Raw genomic sequence first — 25,601 nt, 5'->3', positions numbered from 1 at the left:
GGCTACTCGCTGTTAGCAAGCGATTCTGATTGTCGTGCGACCGCAGCCTCGTACCGCTCTTTCGAACTGCGGCTCTCATTGGCAAGATAGGCAGTGTCCTTCCCAACAATCAAGAAGTCGAAGCCAGCTTCAACACGTTCATCTATCTGTTCCCGGTCGACAGTAAGTGTCCCGACCGGCGTATCATGCCGTTCACCTGCTTGTAAGACGCGGTCGATTGCCTGATGGAGTTTTGGCGCATCCCACTCTGCAAAAACACCGAGTGCACCCGAAAGGTCAGCAGGGCCAACGAACAAGGCGTCAATACCATCGACGGCCGCAATCTCATCGACATTTTCGAGACCGGTCTGTGATTCGATCTGTACAATCGTAACGATCGATCCGTTGGCCTCGGAAACGTAATCGACGAATTCCATTCCATATTCCGCTGCACGTCCACTCGCGATCCCACGGTTCCCATCAGGAGGGTAGTTGACAGCTTCGACGAACTGCTCAGCCTCGGCCGCTGATTCAACCATTGGAACCATCACGCCAGCAACACCGATGTCGAGTACGCGTTTGATACGTGCCTGGTCGTTACAGGGGACTCTGACAATCGATTCAGTTGGAGCATCACGCGCGTCGATAGCGCGAGAGACGTTTTCGACTGTTTCGAGGGTCATCGTCGTGTGCTCTGTATCGACAAGAACGAAATCGAACTCAAGCGAAGCGCTGACCTCCGCAACGGCTGGATGACCAATGGAGAGCCAATTCCCAACCGGATGTTTACGGGTTTTGAGTTTGTGTTTCAAATGTCGTGTCATAGCCTCTCACTATCGGTTTCGATCGTTTTGTGAACGACAGGCATCTCAACAAATCGATTGGAGTGGTCTGCTGAGCGGGAGATACCCAGGGGTTTCCCCGCGTCGGGAACAACGGTGATCATATATGAGTCGTATAGTGCTATCATCGGTCAAGAAGCATAAAAATAGCGGTAACATATAATATATCTGATACTAAGGTTTTGACCGCGAGTCAGTGAGGACAGTATCAGATAACAAGTCACCGGAAGCTATAATATCCGCCTCGTCAATCACTGTGATAGTACGGCACGCGGTTGCAACTGATCGTGGCCGGTAACAAATCGGCTAACCGAATACCCATACAATACAACTAATGTACGAAGATTTCGCATCCACGCTTGCAGCGACAATGTGGTCCGATTTCGACGAAGCACCGAACCGAGACGGCCCAACAGCTGAAATAACCGATATCGAGACGCTCGTTATCGAAGGGAACTTTCCGTGGACGATCGTTCTTCTCGAGACCGACGAGGGCGTGACTGGTATCGGCGAGGCGTACCCCTCACCAGGAGTTCATGAAATTATCACGGATTACCTCCGTCCCGTTCTCCTCGGAGAGAATCCTCTTGATGTCGAGCGATTGTACCATCTTATGCGGGAAAGCCTCTCCGGAAGGGGCTCTCAGTGGGGAGTAGGGGCGATCGCAATCAGTGGGGTCGAACTCGCACTTTGGGATGCCGCTGGTAAACTACTGGACCAACCAGTATACCAGCTGTTAGGTGGAAAACTACGTGAAGAAGTTCGCGTCTATGCGGACTGCCACGCAGGAGAAGCAATGGTTGCCTCCGCCGAAGAGGGACAAGAAGAAGCCACCTATGAGCCCGAGGCATACGCACAAGCCGCTCGACTGGCTGTCGACGATGGATTCGATATCATCAAGTTCGATCTCGATGTTCCTTCCGGAAGAGAGATCGACACACTCTCGAGACACTTCGATCCGCCGGAAGTCGAACACAAGAGGCAGGTAGTTGAAGCAGTCACCGACGAAATCGGCCATGACGCAGAGGTGGCGGTCGATCTCCATTGGAACTTCAGCCCGTCGACAGCTAAACGGCTCTGCCGTGCGGTCGAAGGCTACGATCTCGCTTGGATTGAGGATCCGCTCCCACCAGAAAACACTGATGCAATGCGGGAACTACAAGAGTGCGTCGACGTGACGCTGCTGACCGGTGAGAATCGCTATGGTCGCCACGGGTTCCGAGACCTGATCGAAGAACAGGCGGTTGATTTCCTTGCGCCCGACGTTCCCAAGACCGGTGGAATTGCTGAGACGAAAAAGATCGCCGACATGGCGGAAGCCTACTATCAGGCACTCATTCCGCACAACATTGGAAGTCCGGTCGCAACCGTCGCGACTGCCCATGTCGGTGCTACAGTTCCGAACTTCGTCGCCCTCGAATACCACGCTCGCGAGGTTCCATGGTGGGAGGATCTCGTTACACAAGATAAACCGCTTATTCAGAACGGCCGACTCGAAGTCCCTGACTCACCTGGACTTGGAATCGAGCTTGACTGGGACGTCGTCGAGGAGCACCGAAAACACTCTGACCGATAGCTATCTCAGCGGTGGGCCGTTCGGACAACAACGATTTTGGTGGTTCGATCCATTGGTATATGTGTACCAATGGTCAGTATTGATTATATGGCCCATCAGGAGCAGTATAGCCCCCCGGAACTCCTCGAATACGGTGCTGCCGCCGAGCGCAACGGTTTCGAATTTGTCTGGACATCGGACCACTTCCATCCATGGTTTCACACGGACGCCGAAGCTGGATTTGCCTGGTCGTGGCTTGGCGCCGCAACTGAACGATTTGATTTGCCTGTCGGAACGTGTGTGACACCAACAGCCGGTCGGTACCATCCAGCAGATATCGCACAGGCGTTCGCGACATTGCAAACAATGCACGACGACCGTGTTGTACTCGGATTGAGTACTGGTGAAGCAATGAACGAGACTCCATTAGGATTTGACTGGCCGGAGTACCCCGAACGGAGGGATCGACTTGAGGAGTCGCTTGAGTGTATTCGGGCATTATGGGGTGACGAGGAATGGGTCGACTCAGATCTTATCGGTGAAGACGGGTTTGTGAGCTATGACGGCAATCGTTTCGAGCTGAACGAAGCAAAGCTTTACACACTCCCCGAACAGTCCCCTGAGATCCACGTTGCAGCGAACGGGCCAAGCACAGCTCGACTTGCTGCACGATATGCTGACGGTTTTATTACCGTTAAGAAGGGCGAAGAGTACACAGAGCGGCTTTACCCAGCAGTCCGTCGATACGCTGAAGAAGAGGGGAACGACCCGGATGCCATCGAAACAACACTGTTAGTGATCGCATCCTACGACAAAGATTACGAGCGTGCCCTCGAATCAACACGCTCCTGGTGGGCGACGACGCAGAACGTTTTCGACCGTGCGATGGACAATCCGAAGCGCATCGAACAGGAGGGGAAGAAGGCTACCAGAGAACAGGTCGAAGAAAAATTCCTGATCGCCGACGACCCCGCAGAGATTGCAGGCCAACTCGAAGAGTACGCCGAGATGGGATTCGATCGAATCGCTGTCGGGAACACGAGCCCCCAGCCCGAGCAGTTCTTCGAGGTTATGGGTGATGAAGTGATTTCATCAATATAAGTAGGTGGTGAGGAATCAACGAGCAAATTAGAAAATAGAGTATCAAAGTATTATGCCAGACAATCATAAGAAGACCAGGCTGGATTTGGTCATGAGAACCGACGCTTGCTCGTGCGAAGTATTATAATTCTACGGTTCCTATCGACTCTCCGTAATGGCTATCGACACAATCCTTGTTGCTCTGAAGCCAAGCGACGATTACGATTCGCTAACTGATGCTGTCACTGATGTTGCCGGTCCAACAGAAGCGACAGTCGTGCTCGGGGTAGGACACCCGAAAGACGACTATAAGGCTGCGTCTGAAGATTTTGGTGAAAATACAACACCAGACGAACTCGCAACGCGTTCGGACAGTATACAGACTTTCACAACCCGTTTCGAAAAAGAGGGGATCGACTACGAAATTCGCGGTGGAGTAGGAGACACGGGAGAGACGTTTGTTTCTCTTGCAGATGCTACTGATGCTGATCTTCTATACGTACAGGGAGAAGACCGGAGTCCAACCGGGAAAGCCCTGTTTGGGGACACTGCCCAGTCTGTATTGTTGAACGCACCGTGTCCCGTTACATTCGTTCGCCGGTGAACGGACCTACGTTCTTTTAAGTCTAAGCGGAAAGTCTGCTAGACAGGATGATGAGGACTACACACGCAACCGACCGCATCTCATCTTGTAATGTCAAACAGTCATCCGAATGGTCTGAGTGATAGGGTCAGCTCGAGGGCGAATATTTATGATTCACCGTGTCAATCGTTCAATAGAGACAATGCCTAAACTGACCGGTGGCGAAATCATCGCCAAGTACCTCGAGAAAGAAGGCGTAGAGTACCTGGTCGGAATTCCCGGCCATGGAAGCACGAATCTCCTCGATGCGTTCAACGATTCAACTGTTGATGTTATCCAACCACGGCATGAAGAAGGTGCAACTCACCTAGCAGATGGCTACGCACGAGCAAGTGGGGAACCTCTCGCAGTGTTTACTTCGATCGGTCCTGGTGCAACCAATACGGTTACTGGTGTAGCAACAGCCTATGTCGACTCCATCCCGATGATTGTATTCACGGGCGCGCCCCAGACACATGAGTATGGACAAGGCATTCTTCAAGAGATAGAGCGTCAGAAACCCGGCGACTTCCCGAGTGTCATGGAGCCGGTAACAAAGCAAAGTTTCGTCGTGGATAACGTTGAGCGACTCCCGCGAGTTCTTCGGCGAGCATTCCAAATCGCAACGACAGGACGACCTGGTCCCGTTCATGTTGATCTCCCTATGGACGTCCAGGGCGGTGCTGCAGACGTCGAGATTCCGGAACCAGCCGAAACGCGTACCCACAGTCGTCCCGGTGGGGATCCCGAATCAATCTCCGAAGCCGCCGATCTGCTTGCTGAGGCTGATCGGCCGGTTATTGTCCCCGGTGGTGGTTGTATGCTCGGTGAGGCGTGGGATGAGGTTCAAGAACTTGCAGATCACTTAAAAGCCCCAGTTATTCCGACATTCCAAGCGAAGGGAATCATCCCTGAGGATCATGAACTCTTTGTTGGCTATGCAGGCTGGATTGGTTCAACTGCTGGAAACGAACTTGCAAGCAATGCCGATGTCGTACTTGCAATCGGGTGTCGTTTTACTGACTTGCATACGTCATCATTCGAAGACGGAGTGAGTTTCAGCATTCCGCCAAGTAAGCTGATCCACGTCGATATCGACAATGAGGAAATCGGCAAGAACTATCCAGTTGAGGTCGGTATTCTCGGAGATGCGAAGGTTGTTACCCGACAGCTTCAGCAGAAAGTTGCTGATCGAATTGATCCTGTCGATGCAGAAAATAACGAATACTATGACGAGATTCAGCGGCTATGGGCCGAGTGGCGCGAACTCGTCGAGGACCGTCATACGGATGATGTTCCGATGGGTATCTCACGGGCACTCGCGAGTCTGCGAGAGGCACTTGACCGTGATGGAATCGTCGTATCAAGTGCCGGTCAGCCTCAGGAAGTCACGAATCCAGAATTCCCAGTATATGAACCGCGAACGAATATCTCCTGTGGCGGGTTCTCAACGATGGGCTTTGGTGTTTCCGCCGCAATCGGTGCGAAGCTCGCCCAACCCAACAAACAGGTTGTTAACGTTGAAGGTGACGGTAGCTTCCTAATGTGCAATCAGGAACTGGGATGTGCAGTCGAACACAACGTCGACGTTACCTATCTTGTCGTTAACAACGATGGCTGGAAGTCGATTCGGAATCTACAGGTCGACAAATACGGCTGGGACCGCGTCCTTAACACGCCCTTTGAGGAAGGGACAGACTTCGTCAAGATGGCAGAAGCCTTTGGCGTCGATTTCGCCAAACGCGTTGTCAAGCCCGAGGATCTTACTGAAACGCTCACAGATGCGCTTGAGCACGATGGCCCTGCGTTGGTCGAAGCGATCGTTGAACCAGACAACGCTGACTCGGGAGCCATCATCACTGGCGAGTGGGATCTCGCCGATCTTGAGAGGGAGCGGTAGCGGCGGTCGACTGGTTCGGTTCCAGTTTAACCATTTCCTTTCTTGGCTCCGGTATCGTTATACCATATGCATACGAATATTATGGTATGAAATCCCTTGTATTGAACGCCGAATGGGATCCACGATCCGACTACAATATTACTAACGACGAGCGAGAATCCAAAAAAGCGATGAACGCCTCACAGGTGTGGCGTGATCCAGAGCTACGCGTGACCGAACGGGAGCGACCCATCCCAGACGATGATGAGGTACTCGTACGCGTTAGATACGCAGGCGTCTGTGGCAGCGATACCTCAATGATCGCGACGGGCGAAAACGGCTACGTCCACTACTCAGCGTACTTGCGACTGCCGAACGTCACAGGTCATGAGTTCGCAGGCAGGGTCGTCGAAACCGGTGCCGACGCTCGACTGTTTGAAGAAGGTGATCTCGTCACGGCGGAGGTGACCGACTACTGTACTCGCTGCAATATGTGTCGGCAAGGATTTCATGGACACTGTGAAAACTTTGAACAGCTCGGATTCACGCTACCGGGAGCATTCGCGGAGTACGTCGCTGTCCCGGAGAAAATCCTCTGGGACGTCTCATCCCTTCGGGAGGCGTACGATGACGACGACGAACTCCTCAAAGCTGCAGCAACGATCGAACCGTCAACGATTGGCTACTACGGCCTCTTCGGCCGCGCCGAGGGCATTAAGCCTGGCGACTACCATGTCTATCACGGCGCGGGGCCAATTGGCCTTACCGGTATGAACGTCTCTCGAGCCGCGGGTGCAGGAAAAGTAATCGCATTTGAGCCGTCTCCGGAGCGCCGAGAAATCGCCCACGAGCTCGGATTCGAGCATGTCTACGATCCGATCACTCGTGATCCAATCAAGACGGTCAATGAGGTCACCGACCATCAGGGAGCAGATGTTCACATTGAGACTTCAGGTGCGGTCACACAGACATACCCAGTGATCCAGGAGACATTAGCCGAGAGAGCGAACGTAGTTCACATCAGCAACGCCGGCGCAGATCCACAGATGGCACTTCGTCAGCTACAGAGCAACAGCGCACAGCTATACGGCTCGGAAGGACATACGGGCCAACAAGTCTACCCGCGCGTGATCCGGCTAATGGCTGCCGGCAGGCTCGACAATCTGCCGATCGTTACCTCTACGTTCAGTCTCTCGAACGCCGACAAGGCAATTCACCAGGCGGCGGAGCGTGTTGACGGTAAGGTTCTCGTCAAGGTGTGAGCTCAAATGACCGTCTCCGCGCGAGTGAGGGCTGTCTATTCGCCGGGAACGTCCCTTAGCGAAGCGGTAGTTATTTTGCCGAGTGGTGTGAGGAACTATCATGGATATTGAGAGCGAAGCAGAGGTTGAGCTTCCGAACGTCGGGATAGATATTCCGGCCGTGAGCCAGATCGCGTGGGTCGTCGAAGACGTTGAGGCGGCGATGGAACGGTACAACCGCGTTTTGGGGTTCGGGCCGTGGGAGGTTCATCGTATCGAACCGCCCGAACACAGAGAGATGTCGTACCGCGGAGCGGAGACCGAATGTGCATTCGAGATCGGATACGCGACGCTCGGTGACGTCGAGATCGAGTTCGTCGAACCGCTCAGCGGCGAGTCGATTCACCAGGACTTCCTCGAGGCCCATGGCGAGGGAGTCCACCACCTCGCGTGTTTCGAGTCGACGACGTCTATGCGGTCGTCGGCGCCTTCGAAAACGCCGGGATACCCGTGGTTCAAGACGGGAAGTGGCACGACAGACACTACATATACTTCGACACACGCGAGTACCTTGACGGGTTGTACTTCGAAACGCTCGCCGGCGGAGAAGCCGATCCGGAGCCTATCTACACGTATCCAGCGGATAGCACCGAATAGACGGCACCGCTGGACGCGCTATCGCGTCTACGGACACAGACAGACACGATCCCACCGGGACGGTGGATATGCTCTCAGCTGGACAGATCGGGAGCGGTCGGTGCAGCGTCCGATGCAGTGGAGCATGGCCCGCTAACGTGGAAGCCGGAATTAGGAGAGGGACGGCGGATTCAGGTTACGGTTTGACGAGAATCTTGACGTGTTCGGTCTCCGGGTCGAGCAACGACTCGAAACCTCCTTCGATGAGCTCGTCGAGGGAAATCCGTCCAGTCACGAACGTCTCGGTATCGATCGCCCCGTCAGCCAGCGAACTGATGATTGCGTCGAACTCAGTGCGGAACGAGGTCGGCGGGAATCCGTAACAGAATGTCCCGGTGACCGTTCGCTCCGCCATCACGATCTCCTCCGTATTCGTACTGATCTCGGCCTCGCTGAGGCTGCCAACGGTGATGGTTCCGCCGCGACGGGTACTTTGGACGGCCGAGTTGAACGTCTGCTCGAGTCCGGCGAACTCGAACGCGACGTTCACACCGCCTGCCGTCGCGTTCGTGATGGCCTCGACCGGATCAGTCTCAAAGGGATCAACGGTGACGTCGGCACCGAGTTCTGTGGCGATTTCACGGCGACTGTCGTTCGGTTCCGAAACGAAGATGCGCTTGGCACCTGCCGCCTCGGCCGCTCGGATCGCCGTCAGTCCGATGGGGCCACAGCCGAAGACGGCGACAGTGTCGCCCGCTTGCAGTCCGGATCGGCGAACGGCGTGGAGCCCGACCGCCAGCGGTTCGACCAGCGCACCCTCCCAGAGATCAACACCGTCGGGCAGTGCGTGGACCTGTCGTTCGGGGACGACCACGTTCTCGGCGAAGCCGCCGGTACCGGTGTGGTAGCCGATCGAGGCGACGTCGTCACAGCGGTTGTACTCACCGTCCTCACAGTAGACGCAATCGTAACACGGGATGTTGGGGTGGACAGCGACTGGACCACCGACGTTGAGTCGGCCGACGTCGTTGCCGACCTCGCTCACAATACCACTGAACTCGTGGCCAACAATGACCGGACGGCTCGCGCCGGTCCGCGGATGTTCCTCCTTGGGAGTGGCCTCCGGATTTCGGTACTCGTGCAGGTCGGAGCCACAGATTCCACACACTTCGACATCGATTCGGACATCCGTCGGTTCCAGTGGTTGCGGTTCTACTTCGTCGATACGGATGTCTTGTTCGCCGTAGAGACGTGCTGCTTTCATAGTTGTCGTGACCTCACAGGTGGTATCAGTTTCCACTCTGATATGTGATTAATGTTCCCTATCAGTATATAATTTCGGTATCAATCACTCTTGAGCAGCGATTGCGAAACGGGTCTCTCAGTAGGAACATTTTAGTCACAGTCGGTAGCTAACATCAGTATGGAGTTTGGAATCGTCGGTTGCGGAACTATCGCACAGATTATGCATATACCGAACATCGTCGAACTACCCGACGCGAAGCTCGCAGCGATGTGCGATCCGGCGGAAAACGTCACCGAAGAGCTCGGGGAGCGGTACAACGTCGATTCCGAGCGGCGCTACACGGACCCAGAGACGATGATTGCGGACCTCGATTCCGATCTCGATGCAGTTATTGTCACTACACCAATGCAGACCCACGCCGACGTCGTCGAGAGTGCACTCACGGCCGGGCTGGACACCCTTGTCGAAAAACCGCTCGCAGTCACGCCGTCCGACGCCGACCGGCTGGTTGAAGTCGCCGCAGAGAGCGACGCAACGGCGATGGTCGCGTACAACCGCCGATTCGAACTAGCCTACGAGCGACTGGCCGACGAACTCAGCGAGGTAGAACAAATCGATAGCATCACGGCCTACGCCGTGGACGCGGACTTCGCTCAGTCACTACCGGATATTTACGATCTGGTCACACCAGAGCTCGACAAGGCATTCATCGAGCAGAGCAATGAGCGGCGTCTCAAGCAGTGTAAGGAGGCGATTGGAACCAACGACGAGGACCTCGCGGCAGCGTACGACTTCCAGCTCGAGCACATTTGTCATGACGTTAACGCCCTTCGTGGGCTGTTCGGTGACGTCACTTCCGTTGACTACGTCGATTTTGTCCGCGACGGCTACTACGGCACCGCACACCTCTCTTTCGAAGGCGGTGAGCACTGTATTCTCCAGACGGGTGACTCCGAACGCCACTGGCACGAGCAGTTCCTCCGCGTCGACGCACCCGATCAGACGCTGCGCCTCGAGTTCGACCATCCCTTCATCAAATATAATTCGGCGACACTCTCGGTCCGTCAGGGAACCTCAGAGACTGTTGACTGTGAGTACAGCCCGACCCGCGAGGAGAGCTTCAAACTCGAACTGGAAGCGTTCATGGCGTGTGTCCGCGGTGAGCAAGAGGTCCGTACCTCGTTCACCGAGGCCCGCGACGACATCGAGCTGATCACGTCGCTGTTCATGGAGTCATTCGTATAACGTTTCTCAGCGGAGACAGTACGTTTGCAGATCGTCCGGCAAGAGTCAAGGTGGCCTTTCGCGGATCGACTGTCAAAAGAAATCGATTGGGCCTGAATCCCAATCAGCGATCGAACGAAACGACTGATTTTATCGTCTCTTCAGAGTCGGTGAACGCCTCGTCGACTTCGTCCAGACCGTAGATACCACTAACGAGGTCGTCGAGTACCGACTCGGACATTTCGCGCAGCCATTCCGCCGCAGCACAGAAGTGCGACCGACGAGAGTTGACGACACCGAGGATCGCTTTGTTGGCGGTTACGAGGTCCGTGTGGAATTCACCGTCATCGATCTCGAACGTCAACGACGATCCGGGAATCCCCTGGAGCGTCACTACACCGTTAGGGGCGAGCGCGTTCACCGCGTCGATGGCGTGGTTCGGGTATCCAGTGGTCTCGAAGACGTAATCGACCGGTTCGTGTGCTTCCGTGAATTCGGTGACCGAGACTCGCCGCGAGTCAACGTAAACCCCACCGCGGTCTTCGATGACGTCGATCGTTGGATCCGGTCGGTCCCGTCGACCGAGGCAGTACGTCCGGTCAAACTCGTCACCGGTTTCGAGGCGCGTAAGCGCGAGCAGTCCGAGATTGCCGTTTCCGAGTACGAACGCACTCGAGGGGCGCCAGTCGAACGCTGATCGGGCTGCAAACGCCTGCTCGAGGGCCTTCTCGACGAGGCTCGTCGGTTCGACGAAGAACCCGTATTCTGCCCGCGACTCCGGAACGGAAACGAGATACTCTGGTCGACTAGTAAAGTACTCCGCCATGTAACCATGCGCCCCCGTGATTCCGCGTTCGTGGAAACTGCCCGGTGGCGCTATGTCGAGTTCCTCGTTCGCCGCGGCCCTTGATCCATCGTCGGTGGGCCGTCGAACGAGTGGGGCGACGACGTCTCCCTCTGTCAGCCCCGTTCCGTTCGGATCTTCGACGACGCCGACAGCCTCGTGACCGATGACAAGGTGGTCGTCATTGCCAGGGAGGTCGATATTCAATTCGCCGTCGACGATACGCCTGTCTGACCCATCGATTCCGACAGCTAGCGTTCGGATCAATGCTTCACCGGTGATAGGTGTCGGCTCCGCTTTCTCTATGATGCGCAGTGCAGGCTCGCTCGGGAATAGTGCAACAGCGTGCATCTACACGTGTTATTCGTTTCAACCATTATACATAGTTATCGCTCCCTCACATCGATATACGTGCTCCAGTCTACCTCGTCCTTTTGACACCACCGCGCCGAAGCGAACGCAACGGGGTCGCTCGTAATACTCGTCCGGATTACGAAGGAACCACCCCTATCGAGTCCTATCCATAAACAACAACTAACGGACTCGTCGCTACTAGAAGTTACGACTGAGCGGGGTGAGCGCACGGTCAAAACGGAGGGCAGTGCAGTCCGTTGTGTGTCAGTTACAAAACGGTTTCAGGCGACGCCGACTTCCTCGATCTGTCTCTCGACGGTTTCTAAGTTTTCTTCGGAGACAAACGTTGGGCCGGTAGGCGTGTGTTCGGGCGGCAAGATTCCGTACACGAGATAATTCGTGAGGTACTGAGCCGCCAAGTACCCCTGCAGGAAGGGTTGCTGAATGATCTGCCCCAGATTCATCCCGTCTCCGATAGCGTCGGCCAACGTTCCGCTCATATCGACGCCAGCGTGAAACACCTCCCCTTCGTAGCCCTCATCTTGAAGCCAGTCAACCGCCGGTTCCCCACCCGACGGACCAAGCGTATAGACTAGTTCAACATCCTCGTTACTCGCTTTGTGACTCTCAAGCGTACTGATTACACCAGCGGGATCACCTTCTGGTATGTCAACCCAGTCGTGGGTAACTCCTTCGTCATCGAGAACGGTTTCGATTCCCTCTTGCCGGGTTTCAAGCGCGCCGTGACCTGGAGAGTGATTCGCAATTACGACCTCGACCGGTATCGAACCGGTGGTCTCCTCAAAGAGTGAGAGCGTTTCTGTCGCCAGTTGAGAACCTACATCAGACTCGTCTTGTCCAATATAACCGTTCCACGGCATTGATTGCTCATCTTCGGTTACGTTTGCTACCGTGACGAAGATACCCTCTTCCTCCGCTCGCTCAAGTGCACCTTCAAACATCCCGGGGTCGGGTAGTGTAACTGCGAGCGCGTCGACACCTGCATCGATTGCCGCTTCGATGTTATCAACCTGCTCTTCGTAGTCCTCTTCCCTCGGGCCCTGAAATGAAGCCTCGATACCTAGCTGATCGACGGCGGCCTCCCACCCGAGTTCCTGCGTCTCCCAGAACGGATCGGTTGCGGCACTCGCGTGCGGAATGTATCGGATCTCATAGTCGTCAATCTCACCGCCGGCATCATCAGCGTCAACGTCGTCTTCCTCTCCAAGACACCCGGCAAGACCCGCTATGCCGAGGCCACCCGTTGCTGCCATCACTGTTCGCCTCGTCACTCCAGTCGGTTGGAGTACACTCGTATCGCTAGTCGGTTCTTCGGGACTCATACCCATGCTCTATCTTCTCACAGTCGTACATAAACGTTTCGACAAAGGCGATGGGAACTCAGAGTATATTTGGGTCTATCGGTCGGAAAATTCGATTCGAATCCGATTTTTCCAGGAGACTTAGTCTTCCGATTCGCTGAGGCGACAGGCGAAAGGGAGTGTGGTGAGTCCGACCTACCGCAAACGAGCTCGGTTTACAACACTCCCTCGTTCGCGAGCGTCTTCAGTTTGTTCGTCAGATCGCTCGGGCCGTCGATTTCGTCTTTGTCGTATCGGCCGGCAGTCTCCCCCGAATCGAGGAAGTGGAACCGGTCGGCGACCTCGTAGGCGTTGAAGATATTGTGCGTGATGTAGATAATAGCAATATCCTCCTCTTTGGTTCGTTTGACCGTCTTGAGGACCTTCTCTGACTCCTTCACGGAAAGGTTACGAAGTGGCTCGTCGAGGATGAGGAGATCAGCGTCGAAGTGAAGCGCGCGGCCGATCTTAATACTCTGGGACTCACCACCCGAGAGATTCTCCGCAGGAAGCTGGGGATCATTAAGCGACTTCAGTCCAATCTCGTTCAGCACTTTTTCCGTTTCGCTATTGATTTCTTCGAAGTCAATATGTCCAAATCGGTTCGTTGGCTCCTGTCCGAGGTACAAGTTTCGGGCAACGGTCAATGATGGGATCAGATCCATATCCTGATAGACGACTCGAATGCCCTTCTCCAGGGCTTCGTCGGGATTCTTAAAAGTGACCTGTTCCCCATTCCAATATATTTCACCGCCGTCCGGCTGATGGTAACCGACGATGGTCTTGATCAGCGTACTCTTCCCGGCTCCGTTGTCGCCAACGAGCGCCATGATCTCTCCTTTATTTATCTCCATGGAGACGCCCTTGAGCGCCTCAATGGAGCCAAACCGCTTCTTGATACCGGACAACCCAAGTAGCGGTGGCCCATCAGCCGCTGTTGACGCTACTTCGGGGGCTGCTGTTGCCTTTGCTTTGTCAGTCGTTGTCGGTTCTTCGGTCGTCGTGTCTTCTGATTCTGCCATGGTCGGGTCTTCGGTTGCCGATGGGTCTTCGATCATCGTCGATTCGTCCGCCGAGTCTATTTCGTCGCCCGTTGTATTGTCGCTCATTTTGATTATCTATTCTCCTCTCGGATCGTGTTGATATACTGGTTGAAAACCACTGCTCCGACGAGCACGATGCCGACGAAGAACTCAAACCAAGCGGTCGTTGCGCCCGCGACGGTCAGACCCGCCATAAATGTCCCAAATGTGAGCGCACCAAGGAAACCCGCAAGCGGGCTTCCGCGGCCACCGAACAGCGCACAGCCACCGAGGACAGCCGCCGCAATGGCGATCAGTGGCAGCTCCGTTTGTAGGACGGGACGAGCCGATCCGAACCGCGCAACGTGCATAAGCGCTGCGAACGCCGCTGCGGCACCTGTGAGCGTGAACGCGATGATACGTGTTCGAGTGACCTTGATCCCTCGCGCTCGTGCGGTGTCGCGATCGCTACCGACGGCGTACAAGTGATTGCCGAACGACGTCCGGTGGACCAGGTACCACGCACCGATCAGCACGAGGAACAACCAAACGATCATCAGCTCAAAGTTGTAGCCGAGATTGTAGCTGAATATCTGTAGGACTCCGGGATCACTCTCCAGCCTGAGCCCTCCCGAATCGAACAGGAGGAGGAGTAGTCCTCGAATAGTGAACCAACCCCCAAGCGTGATGATAAACGAGTGAATGCCGGTAAATGTGACGAGCACACCGTTCGAGAAGCCGATAAAGCTCCCTAATAGGATGGTAAGGAGCATCCCCACAATCGGGTCGATCCCGAAATTAATGACCTCGATGAAGAACATGGCCGAGAACGCGTAGTTAGCGCCGACGGTCATGTCGAAGTCGCCACCGATCATCAACAGTGCGACCAAGATCGCCACCGGACCGATCAGGGCCGTCTGGCGAAACACGGTCCCCCAAATTCCAGGCTGTGTCATCGTCCCCGGATTTAGGGCCACGAACAGGGCAACAACGGCTAGCCAAGTGAATACCGCTGCTAGTTCAGGGAATCGTATCAGGCTCTGAATGAAAGGATTGGTTATTCTATCGATAGTCTCCGGTCTTGTTCCCAAGCTCATGAAAAGGTATGCGAGGGTCAATCACATAAATGTTGTCCACAAGTGCCACGATCGCATGCGGCGTAATGAATTGCCGTTATCTGAAACATACGGCCGTTCTGCGGGGTGTAGTAGCCTTTCGGTTCGTCCGGCCTCAAGTCAAGGAGTCGGCTTCCAAGTTGCGTGTACCGGACAAATTTGTTGCTCTCAGTAATCGAAATTACTCGAAATCGTTGGAGTCCGGTGGAGTTCCGCCGTCGGCATAGTACTCCGCAAGCGTGCGCTAGCTGGTACTGGATTGGCCTATCTCAGAGCGAAACCCGTTTCCCGGTCTTGTCGCTACGTCGAATCGCGTCGACAACTCGTTGCGTTTGGAAAGCCGTCTTGAAGCTCGGCTCGAACGATGTTGCTCCGTCGACAGCCCGAAGGAATTCATGATTCTCGTGGATGACAGTATGTTCCCACCCAATACTGTGTCCCGCCGGCCACCACGCATCCATATATGGATCCTCATCCCGCGTAACGTTGATCGTCTGGAAGCCATAGTCGTCCTCAAACTGGACCTGCAGTTCGTTCAGTCGCTCGCAATCGAATTGGATCGCGCCATTGGAGCCGATGAGTTCAACAGCGTTGGTATTCTTGTGTCCGACAGCTATTCGCGACCCTTCGAGCATTCCCTGCGTCCCAGACTGGAAAGAGAAGTGAACGGTGTAGATATCGTCGTTCGTTACTGCTCGTCGTTCATCGCTTTCGGGAACGGAGCGCTCCTCGATCTCGGTTGCTAGACGGCCACTAACGTCAGCAATGTCGCCGACCAGCCACTGTGCCAGATCGATCGTGTGCGATCCCTGATCGCCGACCGCACCGGCACCCGCGACATCATCGTTGTTGCGCCAGAGCCAGGGTCCGTCTTCATCAGCTTGCCAGTCCTGAAGGAACTGACCGCGGAAATATCTGAGTTCCCCGAGCGCACCCTTATCGACGAGTTGTTTTGCCAGCTGAAGCGCCGGCACATACCGGTAGTTGTAGGCACATCCAGCAACGGCATCCGACAATCGAGCGGCCTCCACCATCCGCTCAGCCCCCTCAAGCGAGCGCGCGAGCGGCTTCTCACAGAGCACATGAACTCCGGCGGCCAGCGCTTCGATGGTCGGCTCCGGGTGAAGGTGAGTCGGTGCGAGATTGTACAATACGTCCACCGACTCGACGGCATCTTCCCAATCGGTCGTCGTCCGGTCGAATCCGAGTCGATCAGCGGCGTCCGTCAGCGCCTTTTTTTCCCGGCCGACAATAATCGACCGATTGACTTGTGGTGTTTCAGGGAAGAACATCGGGAGACGGGCCAACGCGTTCGCATGGGCAGTTCCCATGAATCCGTATCCGATGAATCCGACATCGAGCGTCATCAATTCGATCCTCGCTGCCGGGGTGCCCAATCGATGTTGCGCTGTTCGCTCCGTCTGGAACCCGTTTCGATAGTCATTGATTGTGTAGTAGCCATCGACACTTCGAGTATCCCTCGGTCCGGCTATAAAAATTTGGGAGGGAAATATTGATCGAACGAACGTTGCGAGCTACTCAGTTGCGGCGATCTACAATCCACATACCGGTCCCGACTCACCGTCGGTCGGTAAGCGCCATCAGGACGTCAACATTCTTCTTAGCATGAATGAGTGGTGGCTCTGTTTGATTCTCGATCTCAACAGTGATGTGTCCGTCGTAGCCGATGTCTCGTAGCGTCCGGTAGATGTCCTCAAAGTCAAGGACCCCTTCTCCAAGGTCCGTAAACGCACGGAAATAATTGATGACGTTATCGAGATGGTACGATTCCGAGGAGAGCGCAGTCGCGTGGTCGTCAAACTCCGCCGGCGGATCAACGTCTTTGAAGTGGATATAGGCGATATCGTCTGCGAACCGCTTGATGCCCTTAACGACAGAGCCGTATGGGTAGTAGTGGGCCGTATCGAACAGCAGTTCGAAGTTCTCTGGGCTGTGCTCCAGCCAGTACTCAATCTCGTCCGGTTGTTCGATCATTGTCGCGCCGTGGTGATGGAGGAGAGGAGTGACACCAGCCTTAGCGGCGGCCGCGCCGATCTCTTCAAGCCACTGAGAGAGGGTTCCATCGTCCTCGCGGTGCCGCTCCGGTGGCAGGAAGCCATAGTACGACGCACCGACCTCACCCGCGAGGGTCGCACTATCGCAGATTCGTTCGACAGCAGCCTCATCGACTGGCCACTCGGTCATCATGCAGTACATCTGGAGATCATACTCTTCAAGCCAAGTGCGGATCGTTTCTGGGCCGACATGTTCTACCTTCTCGGCGCCAATTTCGACTCCATCGTACTGGCAGGCACTGATATCACTAATACCCGTACGGATCGATTCCTCATCGTACATCATTGTTGTGTAGCCAATACCCATGGATTGTCAATGAGAGAGTGGTGATAAATAGATTTGGGTGTTCAGTTTGCCGGTTACGTAGCCATCGACAGCTGAAAATAAAAATGGTGGCGTGAAAGGGCTCTCATGAGCGATCCGGAACGGTTAGGGTACTGTATCACAATGTCACGAATGGAATTCACATATCGACCGATTCAAAAATAACCGACCAAAGGATACAATACGAGATAATGGTACACACATCGATCTGCCTAGAGATGATTTATGAGGACGAACCGTTCGTTGACCGCATTGACCGTGTTGCAGACCATGGCTTCGACACCGTCGAGTTTTGGTCGTGGCACAACAAGGACCTCAATGCGATCAAAACGCGATTAGATGAGCAAGGGGTTTCTCTTGCCGCGATGGGATCGAGGTCCGAAGCTGAAGCGAACCCCGAAGAAATGACCCGAGCATTGACCAATCCAGAAACACGGGCGGAGGCCGTTGAGGATATTGAACGGTCGATTGAAACAGCAAGCCGACTCAACTGTTCGAATCTGATTGTCAGTGTCGGGCCAAATGGGCCCTATACGCGCGGGGAAATGTATGAGAGCATCATTAAAGGTCTTCGAGAAGTCGCCCCAGCCGCCGAATCCGCTGATGTCACGTTGGTGATTGAGCCGCTTAACACCTTAGTCGATCATGAAGGCTACTTCTTGAGTGAATCGAGCACGGGTTGTGACATCGTGCGCGACGTCAATAGTCCTGCAGTCAAGTTACTTTTCGATATCTATCACCAGCAGATTACGGAGGGAAACATCATCAATAACATTACGTCTAATCTGAATCAGATAGCTCACATCCACGCTGCCGATGTTCCAGGACGTCATGAGCCAGGAACAGGAGAACTCAATTATCGGAATGTTTTCACCGTGCTCGACGATGCCGGATTTAATGGATCCGTTGGATTCGAGTTCAGCCCAGCAGACAATGCGGAGCAAGCGTTGACTTCAATCGCTGCACTTTCAGAGTCGCGATAGCATCACCATCCACTGAGTCGCCAGGACAAAGGTACACATATCCTCTGTTCAACAACCCATTCCAAGAGCTTAAGAACATAATCCTTACACCACACGTTGCGTGGTTCTCTCATGGAGCAAACGCAGAACGACGGTGAGTGGCGGCTTACGATGCTCGTCAAGTGCTTGCAGGGGAAAAGCCAGAAATCCAGTAAACCAACCATGATAGATGCGAAAATAGTTAGAAGATTGTCTCAGCTTCACGAATCAGTGAGATACTGCAATAGTTAGTGTGTTTATCGCTGTGTGCAGTGACTTTAAATAGCGCAATATCATATATCCGATCGAAATGGGAACCGTTAGCTTTGATTTTCAGAACGAGACGGTTATAGTCACAGGCGGTAGCTCTGGTATTGGACGTGCCATTGCACTCCGTTTCGGGCGTGCGGGGGCAACAGTTATTAACGCAGATATCCGGTCCGATCCGAAGGATAAGGACGAGACACAGCCGACTCACCAAAAAATCAAAAACGAAGGCGGTACAGCTGAATTCGTTGAAACCGACGTTTCAGAGCCAGATGAGCTCCGGAACGTTATTGGCCAGGCACGGGAGTACGATAGCGTCGATATAATGGTAAATAACGCAGGGTGGTTTACTCGTGCGCCATTTTTAGATGTCGATTCTAGCGAATTCCGGAAAATTCATGAAATCAACACAGCAGGAGTCTTCTTCGGATGCCAGGTTGCCGCACAAGAGATGATCAAGCACGGATCCGGTGGATCGATCATTAATACAGCATCGATCAGTTCGACGCATGCACAGACTGACCAAGCACCGTATGATTCAACAAAGGCAGCAATCCAAATGCTCACTAAAAACGCCGCCTTGGAATTTGCCGATCACGGTATCAGGGTCAATGCCATTGCACCAGGTCACATCGCAACCGAGTTTGGATCAGGGGCCGAAAAGAAAGAGGAGTCAGTAGAGGCCGGAGATCTTACCAAGAGTATCCCTCTAAACCGACCGGGATATCCAGAAGATCTCGATGGGACTGTGTTGTTTCTTGCATCCGACAATGCGGAATACATTACTGGCGAAACAGTTTATATCGATGGAGGATGGCAGACATATTGATCTTGGTATAGGCTTGTTTGGCTCTGTTGAAACCCTCTTCACGTCTTGCGATTCGCTAAGGAGCTAGTTTTCAGTCGGATCCGCGAAACCCGGTGGAAAGAGTAACTCTTCTCAATGTCATCCCTGAAGGATTTCAACGGAGCCGCTTGTTTCATTATTGGCTGTCCAAACTCACCGATTGAAGTCCTTGTCCTGTATACATTCAAACGCCTTACTGGGAACCAACCAAAATCGTACTAGGCCCTTTCCATTCTTTTCCCACCCTTGTTTGTATGTCACAAACGGTTCAGTCACTGGTGGAATTAGCTATAGACCAGCGTGTCAGACCGCATTGGACTTTCCAGCCTGGCTCTGTATGGATCACGAATAATGACTTGGCTGGAAGCGAGTTGTCTCTCTGTCTTTGTGGTTTACTCTTGATTGTTATCATCGATGAGATCTTTGACAAGTACTATACCACCAGGAGCTGGATCACGATTCGACTCGTAAAGTATAGTGAACAAATGTATATTTGGACCAAGTATAGTTCCTCATACAGCTATATTTGAGTGCTTCAAACGGCGTTGGTGATTTCGCTGTCAATACGGAAGCACCTAAATTCCGATGATTCTACTCAAATTCCCCAAATATAGTTCCGACACTCCCCTACTCGGACGGTACGCTATATTTTGTGATAGCGGCACAGAGGCCTATTACAATAGTACTTCCGTAATACATACAGTATGCTTGTTTCACTGATGGTTCATTAATAAACGATGTATGATCAGAATAGGTGCTCTGCTATACAATAGTACAATCGTAAATAGTATGTGCCACTCCTGATGGCACAGTTATATGGTTCATTCTGCCTTTATTCGTGATGTGTTTGTTTTATATTCTACACAACATAGTTTGCGTCTTCCAAACTCTCGTTCAGTTAAATATCAATGAACAATAACGGTTGGGAGGGTTAGCTATGATGATAATTGGCGCGGCCTAGTTTAGCACCTCCGGTAGCGGTTGGTTATTGAGTGACTGGTGCGGTCGCTGTGTGTTATAGTAGTGGACAAACTGTTCAAGCCATTCCCTGGCGCTCGCCCGACTGCCCACCCACGAGGTATGGAAACGATCGACTCGGATTTTGAGGGTGTGAAACCACTTTTCGATGTGGTTTCGATCAACGTAATTGAGATAGCCGCCCAATCTTAATCGGGAGAAAGCAGTTAGATAGCCAGCACCATCGACAAGAAACTCTGCGTCGGAGAGATCGTATTTCTCGTCGAGTCGATGTAGAAACGCAGCTGGCGGATCGGTGCCATGCCGACCAAACAACGCGACATTGAGAATCAGCTTCGTTTCGGTGTCTATTGCAGTGTACAACCAAGACCACTCTCCATTGATCTTGACAGCGGTCTCGTCAACCGCGACCCGCTTCGGCTGCGCCTCAGGCGGGTCGCACCCGCTGTCAGCCAGCCGAGATACCCAGTTCCAGACCGCCCCGTGAGAGCGTTCAACGCCCAATTCAGCAAGAATCGTAGTTGTCTCTCGAAGCGAACGACCAGTTTTGTGAAGCCGGATGGCGAACGCCCTGACGGGTGTCGCCGTCCGTTCGTTCTCCCAAGATTCTTCTAAATCCGCGTCGTGGCTCTCGCCGAGCAGGTCTACGAGCATTTGATCCAACGAACTCAACGACCTGCTCGTTCCTCAAACTGGCTCAACTAGACAGTGCCTGTACGCTGATCACGTAGCCGCTGTGCAACCAGATTCACACCATACTTTAATGACTACTATATTCATAACCAGATATCCACTAAAGTCAGTCACCAGGTGTAGTGTTCGGGATAGTAACTCTGCACAGGAGATTCAATCGCATAGCGGCCTTGTTCTGAACTAAATGGAGAGTTGCGACTCTCAAACAAAGCATTCTCAATACGTTGATTTCGATAGCTAGGTTGGCCAGAGGAACTACCAAAATCGGGTACCATAGACTAGTGCGACCGTTCTCGGACCGTTCTTTCGTTCTTTAAAGTGGATATGTGGATCTCGCCTTCGAATACCACCTGGACACGTACAAGGACACAACCTCGTTCGTTAAAAACCAGGCACACAACACGAGCACGATCAGTTCCACCTTAGGACCTCGGCAGCTCTGTACAACCGCTGGACGTCCGCGCTCGAGGGCGGCTGGGCATCTCTCTCCTCGCAAATCTAGTTGTACTCCTTGCTGATTCTCGGGGTTGGATTGAACGTGGCAATTGCCCGACGCTCGAGATGGCTGTAGAACTGGTCGACATCGCCCCGATAGCGTGCTTCGAGGCGTCAGTCCCAAGATCGGCATCGAGATTGTCGAACGCTGCAAGGACGCAATGAATCTCGGCAGTCCGTTCGGAATCGTCGACGACGCGGTCCACGAGGTTGGCCTGGTCGAGGAGTTCGTCATAGAGTTGCGCGTAGGTCGCGAATCGTGAGCGTTTCGTCGCGACTGTAGTGTCCGCGAGACCTTGTTGGCACTCAAGCACTCGGATAAACGACTCCAACTCATCAATAACAGTTTCGTCATCGGTATCCCACGGATACCCCTCTTTAGGCTCCTCGACGTTCTCCACTAACTCGAGAAATTCGGAGAGAGTCATTTCATGGTGCCCTCGAGGCATGTAAGTGAGTCCACCGTAGCCAAAATCGAGCAAATCCTGATAGTGGGTTTGTCATCAAATTATGACCAGCATGTTACAGTCGAACTCGATTTCGGTGTTCCAGAATTCACGGAGTTCCTCGAGAGATTTGTGCGACCACTGGATCTGCTCACTACTCACGCGCGATCGCCTCGAATAACCCGTTTTCTCCGGCTTGTGGTGATTCTAAGAGTACCATTTTCGTACGGTTCGTTACTCATGACACTCACTAAAAACTATCGCATATTTGGTTGTCGCAGATTCGACAACCAAAATACACAGAATAGGCAGGACATGTGTGTAGAACCGTCGTAAATCGCATGTGGCTATACGAATTCAAATGCGTATTCTCATAGATGTGGTTCGACCGGAACGAGCGGCTGACGTGTTCTAACTGCCGGACAGAGTGGTGAGAAAGAATACGAATAAGTTACACTGTCGAACGCGTTTTTAATTTCATACATTGACACGAGCTCTCGACAAACACCTAGACTTACACTGATCGATCTAGTAAGGCGGCCTAGGATCTCAACTATGCTCCACCAACAGCTCAGCAATAAGCACGTCCTCTCGGTAAGAAGTCTGTCGTTCTTGTCTTTATGAGATGATCGACTCAAAGTCGTCAGCCTAGTCGTACTCGCTTCGATGCTCAAGTGACGATCGACCCGTCCGTATGGTCTCGTACAGGTCGGACCGTTCGGCTGGTCCGATCTTACAAACGAGGCCATAGTGCTCAAGCACTGGCAGTATTGTATTAATATTCTGTCTGGGTTTGTTGGTATCCATGAAGCCAAATCCAGATTTGGTTTTCAGAACTGTTTGGTTAGCAGTAGATACGAAGGTTGAGTGGAATAAGCTGGCGCCTGCCGAGCGATGTTCTTCTTAGGTTCTCTTATTCATGCAGCCAGTGGATCAAAGAATCAATGAGTCAGTGGTTACCAAAGATCAATGAGGTGGGGCGTTTTAGAGGGTGAGGGAATATGAACAGCAAATTTCGTAGTCCATGAATCATGGACTCAGTGAATCACAGAGATGAGGAGTGGATGGGCAGAACCTCTGTGTATAGTGGGACACGGCATCATTTAATCAGTAATTCATGGAATCATTGATTTTCAAATAGTGGACTAATGAAGCAAGGAATCAATGAGTCAATGAATCCCTGAACCAAATCTCGAAAGAGGTGAGAAGCAGAGTCCTCGGTCAGTAATTCAATGATTCATGGATTCACAAATCACAGATTGTTTGAATCAGTGAGTCAATGAACCATGAAAATACAGATAGAGAGGTCAGTTCGTTATCTATAAAAGAGCCCACAAAGCGAGTGAGTTCAATAATTCAAGGATTCTTTGATTCTAAGCCAGCTGGTCAATTCTCCTGGTTATTTGGGGAAGAGAGTGTGAAGGCAGCAAATCAGAGTTAGAACTCAGTATGGAACGTCTGACGTAAATTTATGAGTCTTTGATTCAATGATTGGAACATGTCCGACTCACCGCGTGGATGGGGTGTCACACCGTCAACCAGCATTCCCACGGTTGCCTTTGGAAATCAGAAAGGTGGGACTGGAAAGACAACAGCGACAATAAACAGTGCGGCGGCACTGGCCTCGCGAGGCCACGACGTCCTTGCGATCGACATGGATCCACAAGCCGACATGACAAAAGGGCTTGGGCTCGGTCCAGGAGATGATAACGACGCATCCAACCCAAAGAATGACCTTCCGAACAAGCTCGTCACCGACGACGGAAATCTCCTCGATGTTCTCGTGGACAATCCCCGAACCCACGACACGGCACTTTCAGAGATCGTGATTCATACCAATGAGTACGAACATCTGAACTATGACCTCGTTCCGAGTCACAAGGACATGGGACTGGCACGGGACTGGATGGATGACGCTAGTGCCCGCCTCTCGTTGAAAGTTGCTCTTGAAGAGCTAATTGACGAGGGTTATGATTACGACTTCATTTTGATCGATTGTCCACCAGATCTTTCAGTTCTAACGGACGCAGCGTTTATCGCGGCTCAGAACGTCTTCCTTGCCGCACAAACCCAGGCAACATCACGAGATGCTCTCGACGACCTGTGGGACCAGCTGGAGTCCATTGAGAACAGCCAACAGATCGAGATTGCGATCGTAGGGCTGCTCGCGAATATGTACCGGGACGATGGACAGTCGAAAAAATTCCTGAACGCATTCGATGAGTCATTTGCATCAATGGCACCCATTTTCAAACTCCCTATGCGGGTAGCAATACAGCGCGCATGGGACAATGGCTGCGATATTTTCGAGTGGGAGGACCCGAACGACCAACAAGTAGAGCGTGAGCTCTTCTTGGAGATTGCAGAGACGATGGAACGAGCATTCGACAAAACGCAGGTGAAGGTGTAAACATGCCCCGAGGAATGGACGAGCGATTCGAGAATCCGTCGGACGAAGCGGAAGACCAGGAGCCGGCAACTGACGACCAGACCACAGAAACAACATCGGAAGCGAAAGCACGAGACCGCGAAACGACGGCGGCAGCCAAGGAACCGACCCCTACAAGTAATAGCGAATCATCGGCCAAGAAGACAGAAACAACAGAGGATGAGCCGCTAAATATCCGAGAGGATTGGGATTCAGCCACATTGTATGTTGAGCCGGAACAGAGCGAGGACATCGAGGTTACATTTACTCGGCTGAAAAAACAGTTGAAGCGGGAAGGTATTATACTCGAGAAGAACAAACATTTCTACCGCGCAGTTTTCGAAATCGCGTTCGATGAGCATCGCGAAGAGACCAAAGAAAAAATTCGTGAATTAGCGAAGCAAGACAGGGATCAGTGATTCAATGAGTCAGTGAATCGGTGGATCGCTGAGCTAAGCTCTCCAGAAGACAATGAGGGCGAGAGTCGCTCTCAGAACATTATAATACCTGTTTCGTAAGTCAGCTGGATTCTGCTTGCACCCCCTTTGGTGGTCTTCGTAATCTCACCAATGGCCGAGAGTCCGGCTCGAGAGAGATACCAGTGAGTTTCCCAGGAGAGCGTCGAATTTGGGTTTCGAGAAATAGTAATAGATGAGCACCTATCGATAGAGAACGTCCCACTATATTTGAGACCAACCAGGAGGAGAAGTCACGTTCCCGGAAAGTTACCCCACCCCCTCCCCCCGTCATCGATGTGTAAACCAGTGCAGGTGGGTGGGGGACAAGATACGACGACCACGAAAAACAGCAGAAAACACGCTGTACATGAGAGAGATGGTCTCAAACACACTAATAACAGTCTGATCTACGGCCATCTCTAGCTTGGAAAGTTTTATATAGGAATATTAATAACAGTAACCGTAATAGGTCTAGCCACAAGAGTTGAGAGACTTGTCTCCAACGAATAGGCCACTTCCTTTCTCAAGTGTCTGTTTGTGCTGGTATCCCTGTTCTCATGCTCTCTCCCTCTAATCTAAATGCTTTCA

The 25,601-nt window shown here is 52.9% G+C and carries 21 protein-coding genes; 12 read left to right on the top strand and 9 right to left on the bottom strand.

Annotation, left to right across the window (positions count from 1 at the left end; genetic code table 11):
- Positions 1-2: 2 nt before the first annotated feature.
- The gene (locus tag ACFEMD_RS20440) at positions 3-803 is read right to left on the bottom strand and encodes an HpcH/HpaI aldolase family protein (protein WP_394743126.1); all 801 of its coding nucleotides are present in this window, start codon (positions 801-803) and stop codon (positions 3-5) included.
- 352 nt (positions 804-1,155) lie between these two features.
- Here ACFEMD_RS20440 and ACFEMD_RS20435 point away from each other — a divergent pair, with 352 nt between their 5' ends.
- The 6 genes from ACFEMD_RS20435 (at position 1,156) to ACFEMD_RS20410 (ending at position 7,991) form a co-directional block, all read left to right on the top strand.
- Entirely contained in the window at positions 1,156-2,397 is a 1,242-nt protein-coding gene (locus ACFEMD_RS20435; RefSeq protein WP_394743125.1) for a mandelate racemase/muconate lactonizing enzyme family protein, read from the top strand.
- 69 nt (positions 2,398-2,466) lie between these two features.
- The gene (locus ACFEMD_RS20430; protein WP_394743124.1) at positions 2,467-3,477 is read left to right on the top strand and encodes a TIGR03557 family F420-dependent LLM class oxidoreductase; all 1,011 of its coding nucleotides are present in this window, start codon (positions 2,467-2,469) and stop codon (positions 3,475-3,477) included.
- 154 nt (positions 3,478-3,631) lie between these two features.
- The gene (locus ACFEMD_RS20425) at positions 3,632-4,060 is read left to right on the top strand and encodes a universal stress protein (protein WP_394743123.1); all 429 of its coding nucleotides are present in this window, start codon (positions 3,632-3,634) and stop codon (positions 4,058-4,060) included.
- Positions 4,061-4,241: 181 nt separating this feature from the next.
- Positions 4,242-5,978: a thiamine pyrophosphate-binding protein gene (locus ACFEMD_RS20420; RefSeq protein ID WP_394743122.1), complete on the top strand. Its 1,737-nt coding sequence runs from the start codon at positions 4,242-4,244 to the stop codon at positions 5,976-5,978.
- 86 nt (positions 5,979-6,064) lie between these two features.
- Entirely contained in the window at positions 6,065-7,219 is a 1,155-nt protein-coding gene (gene iolM, locus ACFEMD_RS20415) for a scyllo-inosose 3-dehydrogenase (protein WP_394743121.1), read from the top strand.
- Between the two features lie 100 nt (positions 7,220-7,319).
- Positions 7,320-7,991: a VOC family protein gene (locus tag ACFEMD_RS20410; RefSeq protein ID WP_394743120.1), complete on the top strand. Its 672-nt coding sequence runs from the start codon at positions 7,320-7,322 to the stop codon at positions 7,989-7,991.
- Positions 7,992-8,030: 39 nt separating this feature from the next.
- Here ACFEMD_RS20410 and ACFEMD_RS20405 read toward each other — a convergent pair whose 3' ends face one another.
- Complete coding sequence (locus ACFEMD_RS20405; RefSeq protein WP_394743119.1) at positions 8,031-9,098, bottom strand: 2,3-butanediol dehydrogenase; 1,068 nt, start codon at positions 9,096-9,098, stop codon at positions 8,031-8,033.
- Positions 9,099-9,257: 159 nt separating this feature from the next.
- On the opposite strand from ACFEMD_RS20405, the gene ACFEMD_RS20400 reads away from it, so the two are divergent.
- On the top strand, positions 9,258-10,325 hold the full coding sequence (locus ACFEMD_RS20400) for a Gfo/Idh/MocA family oxidoreductase (protein ID WP_394743118.1): 1,068 nt from the start codon (positions 9,258-9,260) through the stop codon (positions 10,323-10,325).
- A 103-nt stretch (positions 10,326-10,428) separates the two neighbouring features.
- Here the strand turns inward: ACFEMD_RS20400 and ACFEMD_RS20395 are convergent, their stop codons facing one another.
- From ACFEMD_RS20395 to ACFEMD_RS20370, 6 genes are all read right to left on the bottom strand, one after another.
- Positions 10,429-11,499: a glucose 1-dehydrogenase gene (locus ACFEMD_RS20395; protein ID WP_394743117.1), complete on the bottom strand. Its 1,071-nt coding sequence runs from the start codon at positions 11,497-11,499 to the stop codon at positions 10,429-10,431.
- Between the two features lie 284 nt (positions 11,500-11,783).
- The gene (locus ACFEMD_RS20390) at positions 11,784-12,776 is read right to left on the bottom strand and encodes a substrate-binding domain-containing protein (protein WP_394743116.1); all 993 of its coding nucleotides are present in this window, start codon (positions 12,774-12,776) and stop codon (positions 11,784-11,786) included.
- Between the two features lie 263 nt (positions 12,777-13,039).
- The gene (locus tag ACFEMD_RS20385) at positions 13,040-13,972 is read right to left on the bottom strand and encodes an ATP-binding cassette domain-containing protein (protein WP_394743115.1); all 933 of its coding nucleotides are present in this window, start codon (positions 13,970-13,972) and stop codon (positions 13,040-13,042) included.
- Between the two features lie 5 nt (positions 13,973-13,977).
- Positions 13,978-14,982: an ABC transporter permease gene (locus tag ACFEMD_RS20380; protein WP_394743114.1), complete on the bottom strand. Its 1,005-nt coding sequence runs from the start codon at positions 14,980-14,982 to the stop codon at positions 13,978-13,980.
- Between the two features lie 287 nt (positions 14,983-15,269).
- Entirely contained in the window at positions 15,270-16,367 is a 1,098-nt protein-coding gene (locus tag ACFEMD_RS20375; protein WP_394743113.1) for a Gfo/Idh/MocA family protein, read from the bottom strand.
- Positions 16,368-16,578: 211 nt separating this feature from the next.
- Positions 16,579-17,382 (bottom strand): sugar phosphate isomerase/epimerase family protein, encoded by an 804-nt coding sequence (locus ACFEMD_RS20370; protein WP_394743112.1) that lies wholly within the window; start codon positions 17,380-17,382, stop codon positions 16,579-16,581.
- Positions 17,383-17,618: 236 nt separating this feature from the next.
- Between ACFEMD_RS20370 and ACFEMD_RS20365 the strand changes: the two genes are divergently transcribed.
- Both ACFEMD_RS20365 and ACFEMD_RS20360 read left to right on the top strand, forming a co-directional pair.
- Positions 17,619-18,383 (top strand): hydroxypyruvate isomerase family protein, encoded by a 765-nt coding sequence (locus ACFEMD_RS20365; RefSeq protein ID WP_394743111.1) that lies wholly within the window; start codon positions 17,619-17,621, stop codon positions 18,381-18,383.
- A 328-nt stretch (positions 18,384-18,711) separates the two neighbouring features.
- A complete protein-coding gene (locus ACFEMD_RS20360; protein ID WP_394743110.1) occupies positions 18,712-19,497 on the top strand; it encodes an SDR family NAD(P)-dependent oxidoreductase in 786 nt (261 codons plus the stop codon).
- A 975-nt stretch (positions 19,498-20,472) separates the two neighbouring features.
- On the opposite strand, the gene ACFEMD_RS20355 is transcribed toward ACFEMD_RS20360, so the two are convergent.
- Positions 20,473-21,147, bottom strand: coding sequence for an IS6 family transposase (locus ACFEMD_RS20355; RefSeq protein WP_394743220.1), 675 nt, complete (start codon positions 21,145-21,147; stop codon positions 20,473-20,475).
- Positions 21,148-21,782: 635 nt separating this feature from the next.
- Here ACFEMD_RS20355 and ACFEMD_RS20350 point away from each other — a divergent pair.
- From ACFEMD_RS20350 to ACFEMD_RS20340, 3 genes are all read left to right on the top strand, one after another.
- Positions 21,783-21,944, top strand: coding sequence for a hypothetical protein (locus ACFEMD_RS20350; RefSeq protein WP_394743109.1), 162 nt, complete (start codon positions 21,783-21,785; stop codon positions 21,942-21,944).
- 1,681 nt (positions 21,945-23,625) lie between these two features.
- The gene (locus tag ACFEMD_RS20345; protein ID WP_394743108.1) at positions 23,626-24,537 is read left to right on the top strand and encodes a ParA family protein; all 912 of its coding nucleotides are present in this window, start codon (positions 23,626-23,628) and stop codon (positions 24,535-24,537) included.
- Between the two features lie 14 nt (positions 24,538-24,551).
- On the top strand, positions 24,552-24,974 hold the full coding sequence (locus ACFEMD_RS20340; RefSeq protein ID WP_394743107.1) for a hypothetical protein: 423 nt from the start codon (positions 24,552-24,554) through the stop codon (positions 24,972-24,974).
- Positions 24,975-25,601 lie beyond the last annotated feature (627 nt).

Origin of the sequence: Natronococcus roseus, from assembly GCF_043677095.1 — an archaeon.
GTDB lineage: Archaea > Halobacteriota > Halobacteria > Halobacteriales > Natrialbaceae > Natronococcus > Natronococcus roseus.
This window is presented reverse-complemented; position numbering and strand designations above follow the sequence as displayed.